Annotated in this window: 18 protein-coding genes and 1 pseudogene; 5 read left to right on the forward strand and 14 right to left on the reverse strand. The window is 46.0% G+C overall.

All coding sequences use genetic code 11. The annotated features are described in order from the left end of the window. The first annotated feature begins 450 nt into the window (after nt 1-450). On the forward strand, nt 451-1,368 hold the full coding sequence (locus tag ACHFJ9_RS17480; RefSeq protein ID WP_395355708.1) for a leukocidin family pore-forming toxin: 918 nt from the start codon (nt 451-453) through the stop codon (nt 1,366-1,368). A 68-nt stretch (nt 1,369-1,436) separates the two neighbouring features. Beyond that, nucleotides 1,437-2,120, forward strand: a complete 684-nt coding sequence (locus ACHFJ9_RS17485; RefSeq protein ID WP_395355710.1) for a topoisomerase I — start codon at nt 1,437-1,439, stop codon at nt 2,118-2,120. Nucleotides 2,121-2,198: 78 nt separating this feature from the next. On the opposite strand, the gene ACHFJ9_RS17490 is transcribed toward ACHFJ9_RS17485, so the two are convergent. The 9 genes and pseudogenes from ACHFJ9_RS17490 to ACHFJ9_RS17530 form a co-directional block, all read right to left on the reverse strand. Then, complete coding sequence (locus ACHFJ9_RS17490; RefSeq protein ID WP_101911857.1) at nt 2,199-2,897, reverse strand: ABC transporter ATP-binding protein; 699 nt, start codon at nt 2,895-2,897, stop codon at nt 2,199-2,201. Nucleotides 2,898-2,919: 22 nt separating this feature from the next. Next, on the reverse strand, nt 2,920-4,203 hold the full coding sequence (locus tag ACHFJ9_RS17495; RefSeq protein WP_395355712.1) for an ABC transporter permease: 1,284 nt from the start codon (nt 4,201-4,203) through the stop codon (nt 2,920-2,922). A 2-nt stretch (nt 4,204-4,205) separates the two neighbouring features. Next, nucleotides 4,206-5,420: an ABC transporter permease gene (locus ACHFJ9_RS17500; protein WP_395355714.1), complete on the reverse strand. Its 1,215-nt coding sequence runs from the start codon at nt 5,418-5,420 to the stop codon at nt 4,206-4,208. Beyond that, nucleotides 5,417-6,688, reverse strand: coding sequence for a TolC family protein (locus ACHFJ9_RS17505; protein ID WP_395355716.1), 1,272 nt, complete (start codon nt 6,686-6,688; stop codon nt 5,417-5,419). Before ACHFJ9_RS17505 ends, ACHFJ9_RS17500 begins: the two co-directional genes overlap by 4 nt. Further along, nucleotides 6,681-7,814, reverse strand: coding sequence for an efflux RND transporter periplasmic adaptor subunit (locus ACHFJ9_RS17510; RefSeq protein ID WP_046874447.1), 1,134 nt, complete (start codon nt 7,812-7,814; stop codon nt 6,681-6,683). Before ACHFJ9_RS17510 ends, ACHFJ9_RS17505 begins: the two co-directional genes overlap by 8 nt. Nucleotides 7,815-8,041: 227 nt before the next feature. Further along, nucleotides 8,042-8,602, reverse strand: coding sequence for a GNAT family N-acetyltransferase (locus tag ACHFJ9_RS17515; RefSeq protein ID WP_395355718.1), 561 nt, complete (start codon nt 8,600-8,602; stop codon nt 8,042-8,044). A gap of 3 nt (nt 8,603-8,605) precedes the next feature. Beyond that, on the reverse strand, nt 8,606-9,031 hold the full coding sequence (locus tag ACHFJ9_RS17520; protein WP_048625740.1) for a GNAT family N-acetyltransferase: 426 nt from the start codon (nt 9,029-9,031) through the stop codon (nt 8,606-8,608). A 19-nt stretch (nt 9,032-9,050) separates the two neighbouring features. Then, nucleotides 9,051-9,806 (reverse strand): class I SAM-dependent methyltransferase, encoded by a 756-nt coding sequence (locus ACHFJ9_RS17525; RefSeq protein ID WP_182033160.1) that lies wholly within the window; start codon nt 9,804-9,806, stop codon nt 9,051-9,053. Between the two features lie 25 nt (nt 9,807-9,831). Further along, nucleotides 9,832-10,044, reverse strand: a pseudogene (locus ACHFJ9_RS17530) (class I SAM-dependent methyltransferase); the annotation flags it as partial. Nucleotides 10,045-10,442: 398 nt separating this feature from the next. Between ACHFJ9_RS17530 and ACHFJ9_RS17535 the strand changes: the two are divergent. Then, nucleotides 10,443-10,976, forward strand: a complete 534-nt coding sequence (locus ACHFJ9_RS17535) for a hypothetical protein (protein ID WP_015297004.1) — start codon at nt 10,443-10,445, stop codon at nt 10,974-10,976. A gap of 45 nt (nt 10,977-11,021) precedes the next feature. On the opposite strand, the gene ACHFJ9_RS17540 is transcribed toward ACHFJ9_RS17535, so the two are convergent. The 5 genes from ACHFJ9_RS17540 to ACHFJ9_RS17560 form a co-directional block, all read right to left on the reverse strand. Next, on the reverse strand, nt 11,022-11,537 hold the full coding sequence (locus tag ACHFJ9_RS17540; protein WP_395355721.1) for a protein disulfide oxidoreductase: 516 nt from the start codon (nt 11,535-11,537) through the stop codon (nt 11,022-11,024). After that, on the reverse strand, nt 11,534-13,645 hold the full coding sequence (locus tag ACHFJ9_RS17545; protein WP_395355723.1) for a protein-disulfide reductase DsbD family protein: 2,112 nt from the start codon (nt 13,643-13,645) through the stop codon (nt 11,534-11,536). Before ACHFJ9_RS17545 ends, ACHFJ9_RS17540 begins: the two co-directional genes overlap by 4 nt. A gap of 65 nt (nt 13,646-13,710) precedes the next feature. Continuing rightward, the gene (locus tag ACHFJ9_RS17550) at nt 13,711-14,109 is read right to left on the reverse strand and encodes a hypothetical protein (RefSeq protein WP_395355725.1); all 399 of its coding nucleotides are present in this window, start codon (nt 14,107-14,109) and stop codon (nt 13,711-13,713) included. Between the two features lie 101 nt (nt 14,110-14,210). Further along, entirely contained in the window at nt 14,211-14,813 is a 603-nt protein-coding gene (locus ACHFJ9_RS17555) for a response regulator transcription factor (protein WP_005397090.1), read from the reverse strand. Nucleotides 14,814-14,838: 25 nt separating this feature from the next. Further along, complete coding sequence (locus ACHFJ9_RS17560) at nt 14,839-16,674, reverse strand: PhnD/SsuA/transferrin family substrate-binding protein (protein ID WP_395217412.1); 1,836 nt, start codon at nt 16,672-16,674, stop codon at nt 14,839-14,841. A 178-nt stretch (nt 16,675-16,852) separates the two neighbouring features. Between ACHFJ9_RS17560 and dsrO the strand changes: the two genes are divergently transcribed. Continuing rightward, nucleotides 16,853-17,620 carry a sulfate reduction electron transfer complex DsrMKJOP subunit DsrO gene (gene dsrO / locus ACHFJ9_RS17565; protein ID WP_395355728.1) on the forward strand — a complete coding sequence of 256 codons (768 nt, stop codon included), beginning with the start codon at nt 16,853-16,855 and terminating at the stop codon, nt 17,618-17,620. Next, nucleotides 17,617-18,747 carry an NrfD/PsrC family molybdoenzyme membrane anchor subunit gene (nrfD, locus tag ACHFJ9_RS17570; RefSeq protein ID WP_395355730.1) on the forward strand — a complete coding sequence of 377 codons (1,131 nt, stop codon included), beginning with the start codon at nt 17,617-17,619 and terminating at the stop codon, nt 18,745-18,747. Before dsrO ends, nrfD begins: the two co-directional genes overlap by 4 nt. Nucleotides 18,748-18,750: the final 3 nt, after the last annotated feature.

The raw sequence follows: 18,750 nt of genomic DNA on the forward strand, positions 1-18,750 counted from the left end.
AGCTCGAAACAACCAATAATAAAATAAACATAAACCACTGTTTTAATTTAAATTAAATTCAGGAAGCCGTAATGACCACATAACGACACTTTACTTAGTTTGGCATAACAAAAACCTCAGCAATAACATGGTTAAAATTTATAAACTTCACTTCTATCAATAATGAACTTAAACATAACATTAGAAAATAAAAATTAAGTAATAACTTAAAAAGGTAAGACTTAATAACCACATTCTTATTTATTATAGTTGAGTAATGAATTTAAAAACTATGAGACATTAATCCCACGAATCTATACTTTTCCTTTTTTTATTAAAAAACAAGATGCAATATTTCACCGCTCAATTATTGAGCACCAATTAATAACCTGTCCATAATTATAAAACACCCATAGAGTTATTGTTAAAAACCAATAATAACCTTTATGGGCTGACTAATAGGAAACAACAATGGAAAAACAGCATCTTTCCGCGAGTATTATCGCGCTCGCATTACTTGGTTCTCTAGCTCCAGCACATGCTGAAGATACATTAAAAGCTTACACTTCGACCTTGCTACAGCTCGATGATAGCGATGCACGCTCGAAGAAGATCCGCTTAATTTACTCCTTAGAAAATGTCTGGAACCAATCTTTGCTGCCGAATGGAGCTAAGGAAGCCAAGTTGCTTCTAAACGGAGGTTCTGGTTTCGACATGACTAATGTACCGAATAAAGAGCAGATCTATGGTTTTGCTACCGGTGGAGACTACCGTTACACAATCCCAACAGCCTTTAAACTGGCACTGAGTTATTTAAATGGTGCCCCTTTACGTCATATGAGCCATGCTCCAGAAAACACTATTGCAACAGCATCCGTAAGTGAGTCTCTGGACTTTAATCTTGGCTTCAGTGCTTCTGATTCTCCAAATATTAGCGGTGGGATCTCCTGGAGCAACCGTGTAACTTACGATCAACCAGAATTTCAGACGGTGGCTGATTTTGATCAGACCAATGAGAGCATTAATTGGCTTATCGAAAACCAGACTATCCGCCACAATACTCCACCTAAAGACTGGTTATTGTACCGTTGGACCAGCTGTGACATGGGCAACCTAATTGACTATAGCGAATTACCTGTCGTGATGCGCTCTGACTTTAAACCGCAAGTCGGTGTTGTATATCGAAAAAATGATATTCAAGATGGCCTAGATACGTCAGAAGTCAAGCTGTTTGCAGGTTGGCGAAAAACCAATTACTACTTTGGTCGTGACTGGTGTAGCTGGTATACCACCCCAGAAAATACCTGGAAGAAAAATCGTGATAGCAGTCAATGGACAGAGACTAGCCGAGCCGTAACTATCTCTTGGAATGACGCGCTCTACCACTAACTTATTAGCCTGCGGCCACGGAATGAATAAGTGGCCGCCGTATTTACTAATGAAATAAACGGTAAGACATGACAAGTAATAAAAAACTCTTGACTGGATCGGCGCTAGCACTTGGTGCAGTACTCGCCATATTTCTAATTAATTCAAATAACAAGAATTCCCAGAGCGATTCTGTTGCAAGCTTTGACGAGCAAATCAAGACAGAGAAAACTGAAACAAGAAGTGTAACGCCTCCTGAGAGCGATGCAGCTCAAGAGGTGGTTACCGCGCCAACACCACAGAATGACAATGACGCTACTTCCGATGTCATTCCAGCTACACCTTGGATATCTGCCCCATTAAATGAATTGAGCAATGAACTGTACGATTTTATTGAAGCTGAACAGGTAAGTTATATCAGTACAACCGACTATCCATTCGACGAGCAAAAGCAAGAACAATTGCGAACATTAGCTAAGCAAGGGGTTCCTATCTTGTTTGACAACACGGAATCATCCTATTTGGATAGCTACGGTGTCAGCGAAACCAAAGTGGTTTCAGAGTATTTTGGTACGGCGTCTGAAGGTGATGTCATCATTGCTACCGGAGTACAGAATGAGGATGGCAGCATTCATTATCTGGTTTTGCCTTTGAAGAGCAAAGATCTCAACGATAACAGTAAATTGATTGAGGACACTAAGCTCGCAATCACTCTACTGAAAGAACAAAAGCATGACTTGATAAAAGAGAGACAAAGCGAACATCGCGAATAAAAATAAAGGAAGATAGCTTCTCCTATTCCATGGCTATCTTCCTTAAAGTAACTCCAGTCTCAATCAAGAAAAATTCATTTATCTTCCCTCCGGAGCCCTATCCGAAATCACCTTGCCATCTTTGATGGTGATGATGCGTTTGGTGCGCTCTGCTAACGCATTATCATGGGTAACGATGATCAGCGTTCTACCTTCGGAGTGAAGTTGATTGAACAAGGCTTCAATCTCTGCGCCGGATTTTGAATCCAATGCACCCGTTGGTTCATCCGCTAAGATGATTTGCGGATCGTTGACCAAGGCTCTTGCAATCGCAACTCTTTGCTTTTGACCACCAGAAAGCTGGTTTGGTTTATGATCTAAACGATCCCCTAGCCCGACTTGCTCTAGCAATTTAGCGGCGCGCTGGCGACGTTCTTTGGCTTTGATACCAGAGTAAACCAACGGCAGTGCCACGTTATCAAGCGCCGTCGCGTATTCCAATAAGTTAAAGCTTTGGAAGACAAATCCGATCTTTTGGTTACGAATGCCAGCCAGCTCATTCGCACTTAAACTTGCGACGTTTTGGCCGCCAAGTTGGTACTCGCCATCGGTGGGCTTATCTAAACAGCCGAGCATGTTCATCAACGTTGATTTACCCGAACCGGACGGGCCAAGAATGGAAAGAAACTCGCCTTGATTAATGGTTAAGTCAACGCCGTCTAACGCGCGAACTTCCGCCTCCCCACTAGAGTAGTATTTACAGATGTTGGTCAGCTCAACAAGCGGCTTGTTCGACATGTTCTCTCCAGAGTTATTGTTGTTATTCACTTTGTAGCGCCTCCAACGGACTGACTTTTGCGGCTCGGTTTGCAGGTAACCATGCAGATGCCACACCAATGATCACTAAGGTGAGGATGACAATCGCGACAACGACCCACGACAACTCAGGGACAGGTTTACCCAATTGTTCATAAAAGGTACTGCCCTCTAAAGGAATGGAACTGATGGCAGACACCAGCGCGTACGTCACGGCTAACCCAAGCGCGCCCCCCATCATCATTGTCAATAAAGACTGCACTAAATAGTGCATGCGAATTGCTGTTGGGGTTGCACCGACTGCCATGCGCACACCGATATCACGCGTAGATTGCTTTACGGTGGCATACATCACATTGGCAATGCCGACGCCAGCAACAGCTAACGTCACGAAGCCGATAATGCCAAGGAAACTCTGCAAACCTATCAGAAACTGCTGCATACTCTTTTGTTTAAGGAACATATCGTCAACTTGGACGACCTGTTCATCACTGACACTTGCCCCGTGTTTACGGGCAATCACTTGCCTGATCGTCTTTGCTAAGGCTTCTCGGTCTACATCCGCTTGTGGCTGCACATTGATGCCACTAATTTCACCGTTGACATGAAATCGCTTCCACGTCGCTAACGGCACAAAGCTGGAATAGTTGATAAGATCCCCCAGTTCTATTTGAGCGCTGTTTTTCTCCAATACGCCCACAACGGTGAACTCCTCATTGCCGATTTTTACCTTTTGCCCCACAGGGTTGACTTGCAATGTGACTGTCGCAAACCAACTAAAGTCCTCATTCGGGTTGAATAAGTCGGCTGCCAGTTCATAACCCAGTACAACGACTTTGCGCGTCTCTTTTTGATCGAGTGGATTTAACCATCGCCCTCCCGCCATCGGCACCAAATTGGTCATGGATTGAAACTCGCTCGTGACTGCTAACGGCTCTTGCCATGAGCTTCTGTCACCAACGGTGATGCGCTCTTTCCACTTCGCAGTTGGCGCAACGCTTTTTACATCGGGTAACGCTCGAACGATCTCTGAATCGTCCATTTTTAATGTCAGAAATTTACCTTGGTGAAAAGCACCATGGTCGACGGTGGCCATCCCTCCGGTCAAATAGATCAAGTTGCCGTTACCATTTTGTGCGGTTTTCAATACGCCCTGACGAATGCCCTCACCTACCGCCAACATAGCAGCGATACAGAGGGTCGCCCACGCTACAGCCAGAATGGTCAAACCCAATCTCAGCTTTTCTGCGGCCATTTCTTGGAAAATTTGTCTCATCGGTAACAACATGACTAAGCCCTCGCACTCAAAGCAATGACTGGCGTGAGACGCGATGCTCGCCTTGCTGGGAAATACGCCGCCATCAATGCCAAGATAAGCGTCACAAGTAAAGACCAAGCAATGGAATCTGGCGTGATCACAGGTAAACCAATCCATTCCGGTAATGCCATGCTGCTTAAGACAGATACCACTGCATACGAAAACATCAGACCTAATGCCGTGCCCACGGCTACCAAAATAAGCCCTTCAAGAATAAACTGACTGAGTATGGATTTTTGAGTCGCCCCGATCGCCAAACGCACACCGATTTCACGCGTGCGCTCCGTGACAGATAAAAACATGATGTTGGCAACGCCAAGCGCACCGACCGCCATGGTCATCGCGCCGCTCGCTCCGAGAAAAATCTGAATGCCACGCAAAATTCCACTGATGACCGCCGCACCTTCACTAAAATCGGGTAATTCGACCGCATCTTTATCACTTGGGTCAAAATGAAGCTGCTTGGCGAAAAAGTTCACGATATTTTGTCGAAACGACGGTGCACCCATCCCGTCTCTCGGCTTCATCAATACCATCCAAGGTTTCGCATCCCACAAATCGCGGTACGTTGTTTGAGGAATGAAAACCGTGCGGCTATCGCCGAATGAAATGCCAGTGTCCTCACCAACGGTTGTCCCAATCACCAAAAACGGAATGCCGTTGACTTTAAGCCTATCCCCGATTTGGATTCCGCCCATTTGCGCAATTTGATCGCCTAACACTGCCACGCGAGTGTGGTTTTTCATATCACTTGGTGACAGGTTTCTCGAACCGGATTGCAGCTTGCGTTGTATTAAAGGAAAGTAAGACGTATCAATACCGCTGACCGTTCTCGATAAGTTCTGTCCTTTGAGATTGGTGATATTCGCATCCCATTTGGCGTAAACGCTTGACGCCTGTTGCACGAAGCCTGACTGTTTGATCATGTCGACTTTTTCTTGTGGAATATCAATTTGTCGTCTTGAAGCTAACCCTTGCCACGGTTTACTGGTACTCGACGGAAACACCACTTGCACATTGTTGATCATAAATGAAAACGACTGGGTCTGATGGCGATAAAAGCCTTCGCCAAGTGCGATTAACACCACCACAGAGATCACGCCCCAAGCAATCGCGATAATGGCCAGCACGCTCTTCATGCGGTGCGCCATCAACGTTTGCCAAGTTTGTTGCAATAGACTGCTCATGAATGAAAAGCTCGAGAGATCAACGCCATGGTATCGTCATCGAGTTTCCCTGCGGTTTGCAGTAAGCCGATTCTCTTGCGCCAGTAGCTGTACAAGTTGGTTTGCAGACTGTTTTTCGCCTCAAACAAGCTGTTGTGTGCGCTGATAACTTCCGACACTTCAAGCAGGCCAGCGTCGTAAAGTTTCTCTTTGCTTTGCAACACTCTGGCGCGCGACTCAACCAGCTCGTTCGCTATCAAAACTTGATTCCAGTTGATATCGACCTGCGTAAACTGCTGAATAACTCGTTTCTGAATATCAATTTCCACTCTACGCATATCTTGCTTGGCGCTTAAAATGTTCAACGATGCTTCGTCCACTTTCGCTCGCACTGCACCATTGAGGTCAATCGGCAAACTCAAACTAATCCCAGCGTTAAACTCGCCGTTTGAACGATTGTCACCATCGCTGTAGCCCACACGGCCTTTGACGGTCGGGTAGTATCCACCTTTAGCTGAATCTTTCGCGAACTCGCTCGCTTTCACCATCTGCGCCGCCACCAACAGCTCTGGACTACTGTCTTTCGCCAGCTTTAGCCATTGCTCCTGAGAGTCCACCAGCATCGGAGGCTGAATTAAAGAATCCGTTCGAATTTGGTCGACACTCTCCGGCATTTGATTAATTAACGCCGCAAGCTCTGCTTTTTTCACTTCGAGATCGGCTTTTGCATTGAGGATACTTGCTTGCTCAGAGACTTGATTCGCTCGCATCTCTTCGACATCAACCGACTTCACTTTGCCTGCTCGATAGCGTTTCTCGATGATGTTGAGAAGTTCCTTCCCCTCCTCCAGCTTGGACTGCGCCAATTTGAGGTCGCCCTGTGCGCTTGCCACATCTAGGTAAGCGGTGAGCAACTTCTGCGCAAGCTCGTTATGCGATTGAGATAGCTCTAACTGTGCTTTGAGATAATTGGCATTCGCTTGATCCAGTTCCGACCACAAACTGCTATCCCAAATAGTTTGAGATAAGGTAGCGCCGTAACTGTTGGAATGGCTTGAGGACTCATTCCAATCCGCTGACGCACTGGCACTTAAACCCGGCAATAACGCACTGCGGCTACTCTGTACGCCAACCTCGCCAAGCTGGACGCCGATTTTCGCTTTTTCGTAATTTGGATCGTTCTGCTTTGCTTGTTGCCAAGCTTGTTCAATAGAAATTGCGTAGGTCGGCAAACTGAGCGTGGCAGCCAACAATGCAAAGGCGATTTTTGATCGTTGCAGCTTAACCATGCGTCGCTCCCATCATGCTGTTGTCGATGACCTCTTCATCAAGCTCCACGCCATCAAGCACTTCGACATTGATGCCATCTGACAGACCGAGTTTCACAGGTTGTTTATGAAACCCTTGTTCTGAGCTGTCGGGGATCAGAACATTCGGTGCGTCACCATCAAATTGCAGAGCGCGCTCCGGTAGAGTGAGCACATTTTCAGACTTCTTCAGAATGATTTGAGCCGTCGATGAAAAACCAGAACGAAGCAACACATCTTGTGGGATCTTGAGTTCTCCCACTTCAACCTCAAAACCGTTATCAAAACTTTTTGCCGAAGCATTGCCCTCTGGTGAGTTGAGGTTCTCAGATTGAATCGCCACTTTGGTTAGCACACCAGAAATCGCCACATCAGGATAAGGCGCCACCGTCAACATAACGGGCATTCCCGGAGACAACTGCGCAGCATCATGCTCACTGACGCTACCTTTAAAAATCAGACTGTTCATGTCGGCCAATGACATCATTTCAGTCGCTGCTTGGCTTGATTGAGTCGAGATGATCGGCTCTCCGACCTCAACTTTCTGGTTGAGTACCGTGCCATCAATTGGCGCGTAGATCGTCGACGTTAAACGTGCATCACCGATAGACGCCTCACCACTGCGGATGAGTTCGAGATTCTGGCGCTTTTGCAATACGTCCGCTTGCGCAGATTTGACTGCCGAGCGCGCACTTACGTATTCGTCGTAGTTACTTGGAATAATGTCCTGCTTGACCAAGCTTTCTAGGTTAGACAGTTTTTGTTTGGCGGATTCCAGATCGGCTTCGCTACGCATGAGCTCTGCCGATGCATCCGTTAATGCTTGGGGGGTTGGGTTTGGACGTACTTTGATCAGCGGCTGGCCTTGCTTCACCTTTTCACCAACTTTCGCGTAAATTTCACCGACGATACCGTCGATTTGTGACTTGATAGACACAGAGTGTGCAGGGACAATTTTACCAACAGCCACCGCTTGTTTTTCAATCGTGCCTTTTTCCACAATCAATGTAGGCAGTAATTCTGGTTGAGCGGCAGATTGGAGATAGAAATACGTTCCACCGCCGAGCAGCGCAATGCTCACAGCGGAGACAAGCCAACGTTTCGTCATTATTTATTCCAACAATTATTGGGTAGTCTAATGACTACTCCTAAAACACAAAGTTGAAGGAATAATATCCTGCTTTAATAGCGGTTTGGTTGTCACAGTTGGTATGGTTTTGTCAGTCACCTCTGACAATCAAAGACTAAAAAACCTCGACGAATCATTCAGCAAAGACGCTGTCTACGATGGCGACTAACAAGCTCTGTAACCGCTCGTTTCAACCGCTATCCATTTCATTCTGAACAATGTGCAAAATAGCACAGTTCTGTATCTTCCAATCGCATATCCATACAGTCTTGCGCCTCACGTCCTAGAGCAGGAAAAACTGCATGCGCTTTTAAAATGCCTTGGCTGATAAAGCCACATTTCTCCAACACACGGATACTCGCGTGGTTGCTAATATGCGGGGCGGTGCGAATGCGCGGTATACCCAAGCTTTGCAGGTAGACAACGCCAAGTTTGCAGGCTTGGGTTGCATAGCCTTTTCCCCGATAGCGAGCAGAAATACCAAAATGGATTTCACTGCTGTCTTGCTCAGGTATCAGCACCAGACAGCCTATAGGAGTTTGAGAAGTAAGTTCTTCAATAGCGAAGACTAATAGATTGGGAGACTTTTGATCATATTGAGCACGCCATCTTTCGATGGCTTCAAGGGTTTGATTAACATTTTGGTGGGCTTGGCGATTGAGGAAGCGGCATGCTTGTTCATCGCCTAAATAGTTTTCAAACAGAGGAGCAGCGTCTGTTGTTTTGAGGTATCTGATTGCCACTTGTTGAGATTCAACTATCATCATGATTTAGCTCTGATAAACATTCGGTTTCCAGATTTGCATAAAGTTTTCTACTGGAGCAATAGGGGTGAACCCAAACTGTTCGTACAACCCATGAGCATCGCGGGTTGCAAGCATCATACGGCGTAAGCCTTGTAGTTCTGGATGAGCAACAATTTCTGAGATCAACCACTTACTGATGCCTTTACCACGATGTGCCTCCACAACAAACACATCGGCAAGGTACGCAAACGTAGTACGATCGGTAATTAACCGAGCAAAAGCAACGAGTTGATTTTCGTCATCCAAAACCGCGAAACAGAACGAATTTCGCAATGACTTCTCAAGGCGTTCTCTTGGAATGCCCTTTCCCCAGTAACTGTTTGAAATGAACTCGTAGATAACGTCTAAATCCATGTCATCTAACGACGTAGTAATTTGAAATCCTTGCATTGTATCCCTCAACATTGATTTATATTTTCTCAGCCACACAGACAAGCGAGTTGGCATTCGCCTCAAATGCTTGCGCTGACCAAGACTGGTACTTCTCTATGATTCTGAATCCCGCTTGTTCAAGGAAAACCTCTATGTCTTCCAGCGGACGATATTTTAAATCAATGCAGGAATACTCAATCGTTCCACCTTCAAAATGGCGCTCTTTCTTCAAATACATGATGGATGTTTGCAAGTCATACTCGGCCTTCATACCTAAATAATTCACTTCACCATAAGTTGGAGAAACATAGGTTTGCCACAGTGCCAGCTCATTATCCAGTTCTAGATTCTCTGGCGTTGGTAACCGAGTATCGAAGACAAATCGCCCACCTTTTTCGAGGTGCTTCGATATTGAGCTCAGTGCGCCTACCAGCATGTCGTCACTTAAAAAGGCCTGAAATGCATTCCCTGTCATTATGGCTAGGTCAAACTTCTTACCCAACGAAAACTGGGTTGCGTCTAGATGAAGAAAACGCAAGTTACTCCTGCTTTTGGCTTTGTCCTTTGCGTGTTTGAGCATCCCTTCAGAAATATCAATGCCAATGGCTTCGTTGAGCGGCTCAGAGACTGGAATCGTGACAATACCGGAACCACAACAGACATCTAGTACACTTCGAGCATTGGTTTCTTCGATTAACCTTGTGATGAAAGCAATGTCGTGATGGTAATGCTGGTCGTATTGGGCATCGTATTCAATGCCCGACCCGAACTCGGTTAAATCTTGTGTTTTCAAAAACAGTCCTTGTTTGTTACTTATTTCAGCGGTGTGACTTTTTCAGCTCTAGCATCAAGTATCGACACACATAACCAACACCAGATACGTAACCAATCACATTTTCTAAGGAAACCACTTCCAACCCCGCCTGCTGACAGAGTTGTTCAACTTCACTTTCGGTATATGCCGTATGCTCCACCGATCTACTATAAGTATTTCGGGGCAAATCTTGTCCATCCGGATCGTGGTATTGAAACATCCATCGTTTCCTCCTTGATAACCAGAACGATGCTCGAATGTAACACGCAATACGCACCTAGGCACTTATTAAATAGCTAATTTTCTATGAAACGTAACCGACTGGTTATTCAGCGATAACCAGTAGAAATAGATGAAATTTTGAAAAGTACTAGCCCGTGATTCCGATGGAATTTTTAAGTGCATAAAGAAAAAATATGTCCTGATAATCTGCTTCGATTATTCAGCTAATCTTATTTCCATCATTCTATTCGCTGTATATAAAAACAATATTTAAATTAACATAACAAACCTATCGCTTATTATTTTTCATTTAAATAATGATTCTTATTGTTAATATCACTCTATAATTAAAGTGCTCAAATTCTCATGTTGTATTAACTTGAGGTTTAATTTATGAAACTAACTCCTTATTTAACTGCTGTTGTTTCGGTCAGCTGCGCTTTTGGCGCATTCGCAGCCGATGATTCAAAAGCACTTTTAGAGGATGCACTGAGTGCTGCACCACCGACTATTCGCGATAAAGTAACGGTGATGGACTGGAACAATAATGTTCTGCAAGAAGGTTCTAGCCAATACACTTGCTTCCCAACGCCACCTCAATTGGAAGGCATTGCTCCAATGTGTATGGATGGTCCTTGGATGGAATGGGCAGACGCTTGGATGAACAAAAAACCTTTCCAAGCCAAAGCATTAGGCATTTCTTACATGTTAGCGGGTGATGGAGGTGCCAGTAACACCGACCCATTTGCAGAAGGGATGACGGACGATAATCAATGGATTGTGGAAGGACCACACTTGATGATTATTACCCCAGACCAAGCGTTGCTCGACTCTCTACCAACCGACCCAAGTTATGGTGGCCCATACGTAATGTGGAAAGGCACCCCATACGCACACATTATGATTCCCGTTGGAGCGAGAAAATAAAAAAAATCCGATATTCAGTATTTTGAATATCGGATTTTTATTTCGTTATTGAGCCAACCAAATTCTCGCCAATATCCCTATCGGCGTTGTGATGCCTGTCGTAATAGAGGTCACTTCACCATTTCTTAAAATATAAATGGTTGGAGTCACGCTAATTTTCCATTCACGCATAATATCGCTTGAAGGATCGTTTATGTTTTCAAAACGATATTCTTTTGCCCGCATAAACTGCGCCACGCGCTCATTCGGCCCCGATGAGCCAGAAACGCCAACTACGGCATAGTCATCACTCAGCCAGCTCACGCTTGGGCTTACAAATTTACAAGCGGGACACCAAGTCGCCCAAAAATAAACAACGACAGGTTGTTCATGACTTTGCGCGATTGCATCGAAGTATTCACCATCGCTCAATACGGAGCTCAATGGTGGTGTCTCTTGTTTAGGAATATCTTTGGTGCGATACCAATCCATCGCGATAGAAATAACGGTGACAATGAGCACCATCTGTACGATTTGAATGAGCCAATATCGGAATGTTCTACGCTGCTTTGTCGAACTCATTGAATAGTTCCCCCACTCGCTTGTTTCACCGCGCTTAAAACAACATCATCAGTCAGAATCACAGGTAACGGGATACCTTGTGGCACCGCCGGGCCATAGACGATGTTAAACGGCACGCCGTAACGCCCATGAGCTCGTAAAAAGTCCGTTACCGAGCCGTCCGGATGTGTCCAATCTCCTTTTAACGTCGCCACATTAGGGCTTTGCAGCAATGAGTAGACAGGATCTTGCCAGATCACTCCGATCTTGTTCGCTTTACACGTGACACACCAATCCGCAGTCACATCCACAAACACCACTCGCCCATTATTAACGTGCTCTTCAATCGCTGAATTAGAAAGCTTTTGCCAAGCTAGATCATCCGGAAGTGGCGTTGCCCATTGGTCAGCAGTGACACTGCCAAGTAGTAAGCCGCCAGCTATTAACACTAACGATGCGGTCCCCGATACAGCAAGTGCTTTCTCACCATACACACGCTTAACTCTTGCCATCATGACGACAAAAGCAACCACAGCGATGAGTGCAATCCATAACATCGGAACATGATTTGCCATTAATGAAAGCAGCCAAACGCTGGTTGCCAACATCATTATGCCAAACACGATCTTAACGACATTCATCCATGGACCGGGCTTTGGTAGTTTTAGCGCGATACTTGGAAACACAGCGACTAAGATCCAAGGCAGTGCCATACCCAATGCTAATGCTGTAAAGGTTGCAAATAACGTTAATACGTCCGCGCCCAAGGCAAAAGCAACGGCAGTGCCTAAAAACGGTGCGGAACAAGGTGTCGCAAGCAAAGTGGCGAACATACCTTGAACGTAGTGACCCACTAGAGAGTTATCACCTTTCGATGCCAGCCATGTATTGGTACCCGATGACAGACGGATTTCAAATAACCCCAACATATTGGCACCGAATAAAGCAGTGACTAGTACCATCAATCCTAGGAACCAAGGGCTTTGGAACTGCACGCCCCAACCGATCGCGTTACCTGTAAGCTTCAACACCAAAATGAATCCAGCTATCAGCCAGAACGAAGTGAGAATCCCCAGAGAAGAAGCGATAAACTGGGTACGAATTTGACGGCGCTCTACACCATGCGCAGCCACAATACTGCTGAGCTTCATCCCCAATACAGGCAGCACACACGGCATGATGTTCAAAATCAAACCGCCTAACAATGCAAATAAGAAAATACTCGCTAAAGAGATAGTTGGTAGTGACGATGTAACCGCTCCTGCTTGTGCTTGTGTTACCTCTTCGACCAGCAAATTATCATCTTTAATAGAAACATATAACGATTGTTCATTAAGCTCTACCTCACCCAGCCAGGTATCAACCGAGTAATTTGCTGTGACGATATCACCTTCTTGCTGAAGTCCATCCAACTTGAAGCTGTAGTCACGAATCGCATCACCAACACCATCTACCAACACTTGAGGATTTTGCCAACCTTGCGTGTTCTTTAGTTTGATTTGTAATTTGGATTGAGTCGCATCCCAATTTGTTTGCGTGACCTCAACAAAAGGCGAAGATTGAGGAACATTACTCACCGCTTGGGCGTAACTGAACATCACGTCTTCGTCCACTTTCAGATCAGAAGGTAAGAACGTCAATTGAATTTGGTAGTCCGTCAGCACACAAATCGTCGTACAGGAAGAAAGCGTGAGCACTGCATCAATCGTGACGGGTTTCGACATATCGTCGATATGCAGCGTCATTGGGAACAAAGTGTCGCCTTTGTAACCGAGAGTCTCAATGCCCAATAACTCGAACTTTTGCGGATATGGCCATTGCCAATCAACCTTGCTCAGGTTTTGCGAGTTTTGCCAATCTATCGATGGCGCGACACCACCCTCGCCCGGCGATCGCCAATAAGTTTTCCAGTCTCCGCTCAACTTAACATCCAAATAACCTGTAAGTGTTTTGGCTTGCGGATCTTGTTGACCCGTTAGTACAAAGCGCGTTTGCACTGGAGGATGTTGCGGGTTAGTCATCCAACCGGTATCGGTAGTTTGTGCTGAAATATTCAGAGAGAACAAACTCAACGCCAGCGTCATAAAGAACATAGACGCGAACTGAGTCAGTTTGGTAATTTGATTCATAGTAATTCCTAATAATAAAAACAAATGTGCTAAATCGCTGACTTTATTGGTCAGAAAGCACGTTTTTATTCTTGGAATACACAGAAAGTCAGATGGACTCGATACTTACGGCCTATCGGTTCCGTCCAATGTTGCGCACCAATATAGGCACTGCACAACCAAATAGCCGACGCCAAAAGACCGACAAACAGAACAACAATAAATGCATCGAGTTGATGTTGAGAAAATTGAATTAATTTTTCAGACAATTCGCATTTGCTGGTTTCTTTAGCATCAATCGACTTGACGCTCGACCCCTCATCAGTAAGTGAAACAGCAGGCGATACCGTCTCGTACTTCATAGAGCATGACGATGCAAAACCTGAATTTTGCATCAGACACACGATAACCACCCAGCCAATAATCGCTAGTAGCCATTTCACCCGTTTATGTGGTGTGTGATGTCGTTTAGTCAATAAACTCATAAGAATTCAGATAAAGTAGGAACGAAGAAGATAATACGCGAGTCGTCATAAAGCTCAAGTTGTATCCACAAATAACATTAAGAAGCTTCACTCACTAAGCTCTAATCTAGCTTGCCATAAATATATGCCAACTCTGCGACGGTTTTCGCTGAGAACTTTTTCAATAGGTTGGCGCGGTGTACTTCAACCGTGCGCATTGCAATGCAAAGTTCGTCGGCAATTCGAATGTTGCGCTTGCCTGCAATGATCAAACGTAAAATGTCTTTTTCTCTGGGAGTGAGCGATTCATACGCCGATTTTGCCGCCGCCATATCAAGGTTTGCAGCCGACTGCGCTTGTCCCTGCAAAATGGCTTGTGCCAACTCATCTCCTTTGACTGGCTTTTGGAAAAAATTGACCGCGCCAGCTTGCAATGCATCGACCGCCATCGGGACATCACCATGCCCCGTCAGGTAAATAACAGCCAAGGGACTGTTGGCTTGATTTAAAATTTGATGGACTTGCTGACCACGAAGATTTGGCATTCGACTATCAAGAATGATACACCCCGCTTGCTGAACGTCCACCTCATCGAGGAAAGACTGCCCATCAGCAAAAGTGGTGACGTTGAAGTCATGTTCTTCCAACATAAAAGCGAGCGAGTCACGCACCGATTCATCATCATCGACTACAAAAACAGGTAGCTGCTTTTCACCGCTGCTCATTGAATGCTCCTATGCCTAGTTCAGATTAGTTTTGATATGGAAACACGAGCTCAACCAAACAGCCATGTGGCGCTGTCGAGCTGATGAGAAACTCGCCACCATGCATTTCCATTACATCACGACAAATGGCTAACCCCAGCCCGAGCCCCTCTTCTTTGCTACTCACAAACGCTTGAGTCGGATTCTCTTGCTGCAACCCTGTACCGTTGTCCAATACTCGAATGGAGAGTTGATTGATTTGGTAATCGCAATGCAGGGCAATTTTACCTTGATAACCTGATGAGTGATATTTCTCTTGGAACAAAGTACACGCATCAATCGCGTTACTGATCACATTAACTAAAACCTGTTGAACGCCCACAGCGTCGACAAGTACCGGACGGACGTTCCCTTCTATACTGGTCACAATCGAAATATTTTGCTTCTGCATTCGAAAATGGAGCAACTCAATCGTGTCATCAATAAGAACTTGAAGATCGCACGGCGCTTTGTCGACACTGCGCTTGCGGATCAACGTTCTTAAGCGCTGAATAATTGCATCGGCTCGTTCAACTTGCCCCTGAATTTTCTCAAGCACAGGGACAATATCTTCATGAGGGCGTTTTTTGGCCAAGCGAAGTAAACCGCCTTCACTGTAATTGCGAATGGCCGCCAATGGCTGATTGAGTTCATGGGCAAGACTGGTGCCGATTTCACCGACAATCGCGACTCTTTGTGAATGCTCTAACTGTTCACTTTTCTCTTTTAAACGTAACGATGTCTGCTCCAACGCTTGCTTGCTCTTGCTAAATCGATACTCAAGCCAAAAGTGGTAAGCGTTCAATACAATCACAAAAATGAACAGCGCCCACGCCCATTCCTGATGACTACGCAGCCAGCGCAGTGCCTCACTCCACCAAGGTTGTTGCAACGGATGGAGGTCTAGAGCCTGATAGAGTTTGTCGATGCTCAGCAAGCTGACGGGTGACGTCCAACCTGACGCGCCAGCGGCAATAATGGCGGGGTGATCTGGCGGCATAGCAAGCAAGACTTGCGCAATCTGTTTGGCGAGCTGAGCTGAGCCACGCTCTGTTTTGGCAAATGACCAGTTTGGATATAACGGCGTAGAAACAGCGCACGAAGAGTGTTCATTTAGCTGTTGATTTAGCACTAGAAAATCCCCTTGCTGTAACAGACCTTCATTTTGCATCTGTTCCAATAAACAAGCAGGGACGACAGCGGCTTCCACATTGCCATCACGCAATTGATACAGGTTGGCATCAATAGGAAAGCCGAGGTAACGGACATCAGCAAAGAAATCGTTCGGATTAAGACCCATTTCCACGATTTGATAGCGCAACGTTAAGTAACCACCAAAGGCTTTTTCTGATACCGCCGCAACGGGAAGCCCTGAGACATCTTGCAATGTTTGATAGCTTGAACTGGCTCGAACCACCAGCGCCGAACCAATGCCGTAGTTCGAATTTTGCGGCGCTCGGCTGGTTAGCGTTGCCATCCACGATAGCGCGTATTGCCTACCCAATCGCACTGCCTGACCTGGGTTAGTTAAGATGAAATCCACGGTCTGAAACTTCACCGCTTCGCCCATTTCATCCAAGTTAAGGGGATGAAGAACAAAATGCACATCGGAAATTTGCTGATTGAGCCAATCAATGGTCGGTTGCCATCTCTGCTCAGCATAAAGGTGACCACGTATCGCTAACACGCCCACTTCGACTTTCTGCTTGGCCTCTGGCTGCACTGCCTTTTGCTGTTGCATTTCTTGCAGATATTCTTGTTCAGAAACAGCGCCCTGAGCTAAAGATGCAAAGACAACCAAGCAAAGAATCCAAAACTGAAGCAACCGTGGCGTTTTGTTCATGATGAGTCGAATCGTTCCTTCGAAAATAATGAAGCAAGAATAACAGCTACCTTCCGTAAACCACATTTGTTTTAGATCAACTTTGATCTGGGTATGTGGAAATCCACTATATCGACGTCGCAGCGCATTTCTCACAATGGAATCAGTCAGTTCAAATTCAACTAACAGCAGGTGAGTTATGGATTCCACCAAACGTCGCTTTCTTAGCGCCATTACAGCTGGTGCCGCGTTGATCCCCATTGCAGGGATTGGCACCGCAACCGCGGGCAATGTTATTCGCAATAACCAATCCGCCGACCGAAAAGGACAAGTCGGAAAACGTTACGCCATGGTGATCGATTTACGTAAATGCGTCGGCTGCCAAGCGTGCACCGTAGGTTGCAGTATTGAAAACCAAGCGCCAATCGGTCAGTTTCGAACCACAGTGAAACAATACGAAGTCACGCTCAATGACGGTTCCACAACCACACAAGAAGCAAAGGCCTTTATGCTGCCTCGGCTTTGTAATCACTGCGATAACCCGCCGTGCGTAGCCGTTTGTCCCGTTCAAGCAACCTTTCAGCGAGAAGATGGCATCGTCATGGTGGACAACAGTCGCTGCGTAGCGTGTGCGTATTGTGTACAAGCCTGCCCTTACGATGCGCGTTTTATCAATGAAGACACGCTCACCGCTGACAAATGCACCTTCTGTGCACACCGCTTAGAACAAGGTTTGTTACCCGCTTGTGTGGAAACCTGCGTGGGCGGCGCTCGTGTGATTGGTGATTTGAATAATCCATCAAGTGAAGTCCGCCGCTTAATTGCGAAGCACCAAGACGACATCAAAGTGCTAAAGCCCAATGAAGAGACCAAGCCACACGTGTTTTACATCGGCATGGATGAACGCTTTACCAGCCATATCGACGGGCAGCCAGCTATTTACGACCCACAAGGAGAGCACGCATGAACATCACCGAAGTGTTAGTCCAACCTCAAGCGATGGCTTGGCTCCCGTGGGCGGTACAGTATTTCTTCTACATCGGTTCGGCTTATGCGGCTGCTATTTTATTCCTAATCGCCCTATTATTTGAAAAACACACCAGCCACAGACTGCGCGCTGCGCTTGTGCTGACGCTGGCCATCGGCGCCATCGTGGGGCCATTAGCGTTAACTGGTGATTTACACCAACCGGGACGCGCATGGCATTTTTACGCGCACATCACGCCGTGGTCATGGATGTCTTTAGGATCGCTTTTCTTGCCTGTTTTCTCAGGTTTAGCGGTAGTGACTGCATGGCTGTATCTCCGCCAGGATCTGTTCAACTTACGTAATCAGCCAGGGAAAGTACTGCCTCTAATTTCAAAGCTGTCACTGGGTGAATGGGTGCTCTCTCGTAGAGCCATGCTTATGGTATCTGCCATCACTGTGCTATCAGGCATAACCATTGCAGTCTACACAGGCGCTGAAATTGCGGTCGTAAAATCACGCTCGTTATGGCACCAACCAGCGTCACCGATTCTTTGGTTTGTTACTGCTTTTATGGGCGCAGTCGGCTTCGCTCTGCTGATTTGGCTCTTGCTGCCTAGTCAGTCAAAGACGCTGACATCTGGCGATACTAATTTACTGAAAAAATCGGTGGTAACGAGCGGCGTTCTGACGCTGATTCTCCTACCCATTTGGACATCCAACAATTCCGCATTTTCGCTCTATTCTAGCGAACAATGGATGCACAACATTGCCTTGCTCACTTTTGTCGTTTTAGGTTGTATTTTGCTCGCCTTCATCTTCTTGCGCGATACCCACAAGTCCGCATCAGCCAGATTTCGTCACGTCATAGGGCTCGGTTTTGTATCTGCTGCCGCACTGGTAAGTGCATGGTTGATTCGCTGGTTTACCATCATGGAAGTACAAACCATCGCCAAGTTCGATGCAGGGCTGTATCTATACCAACTCACTATGGATGGAAATGGCTGGATAGGCATTATCGGCATGCTCGGATTATGGCTTGCACTGGCATTGCTCGGATCAGAGTTAATCCAGCCAAAGCAACACTCCGAAGTGACACCAACATCACTCACCTTAACTGAACGCTAATCA

The organism is Vibrio sp. D3 (assembly GCF_043995865.1).
GTDB lineage: Bacteria > Pseudomonadota > Gammaproteobacteria > Enterobacterales > Vibrionaceae > Vibrio > Vibrio diabolicus.

Bases quoted from the DNA above. Each gene is read 5' to 3' on its own strand.
- ACHFJ9_RS17480 (WP_395355708.1), top strand. From the start codon at position 451: ATGGAAAAACAGCATCTTTCCGCGAGTATTATCGCGCTCGCATTACTT.
- ACHFJ9_RS17485 (WP_395355710.1), top strand. From the start codon at position 1,437: ATGACAAGTAATAAAAAACTCTTGACTGGATCGGCGCTAGCACTTGGT.
- ACHFJ9_RS17490 (WP_101911857.1), bottom strand. From the start codon at position 2,897: ATGTCGAACAAGCCGCTTGTTGAGCTGACCAACATCTGTAAATACTAC.
- ACHFJ9_RS17495 (WP_395355712.1), bottom strand. From the start codon at position 4,203: ATGTTGTTACCGATGAGACAAATTTTCCAAGAAATGGCCGCAGAAAAG.
- ACHFJ9_RS17500 (WP_395355714.1), bottom strand. From the start codon at position 5,420: ATGAGCAGTCTATTGCAACAAACTTGGCAAACGTTGATGGCGCACCGC.
- ACHFJ9_RS17505 (WP_395355716.1), bottom strand. From the start codon at position 6,688: ATGGTTAAGCTGCAACGATCAAAAATCGCCTTTGCATTGTTGGCTGCC.
- ACHFJ9_RS17510 (WP_046874447.1), bottom strand. From the start codon at position 7,814: ATGACGAAACGTTGGCTTGTCTCCGCTGTGAGCATTGCGCTGCTCGGC.
- ACHFJ9_RS17515 (WP_395355718.1), bottom strand. From the start codon at position 8,602: ATGATGATAGTTGAATCTCAACAAGTGGCAATCAGATACCTCAAAACA.
- ACHFJ9_RS17520 (WP_048625740.1), bottom strand. From the start codon at position 9,031: ATGCAAGGATTTCAAATTACTACGTCGTTAGATGACATGGATTTAGAC.
- ACHFJ9_RS17535 (WP_015297004.1), top strand. From the start codon at position 10,443: ATGAAACTAACTCCTTATTTAACTGCTGTTGTTTCGGTCAGCTGCGCT.
- ACHFJ9_RS17540 (WP_395355721.1), bottom strand. From the start codon at position 11,537: ATGAGTTCGACAAAGCAGCGTAGAACATTCCGATATTGGCTCATTCAA.
- ACHFJ9_RS17545 (WP_395355723.1), bottom strand. From the start codon at position 13,645: ATGAATCAAATTACCAAACTGACTCAGTTCGCGTCTATGTTCTTTATG.
- ACHFJ9_RS17550 (WP_395355725.1), bottom strand. From the start codon at position 14,109: ATGAGTTTATTGACTAAACGACATCACACACCACATAAACGGGTGAAA.
- ACHFJ9_RS17555 (WP_005397090.1), bottom strand. From the start codon at position 14,813: ATGAGCAGCGGTGAAAAGCAGCTACCTGTTTTTGTAGTCGATGATGAT.
- ACHFJ9_RS17560 (WP_395217412.1), bottom strand. From the start codon at position 16,674: ATGAACAAAACGCCACGGTTGCTTCAGTTTTGGATTCTTTGCTTGGTT.
- dsrO (WP_395355728.1), top strand. From the start codon at position 16,853: ATGGATTCCACCAAACGTCGCTTTCTTAGCGCCATTACAGCTGGTGCC.
- nrfD (WP_395355730.1), top strand. From the start codon at position 17,617: ATGAACATCACCGAAGTGTTAGTCCAACCTCAAGCGATGGCTTGGCTC.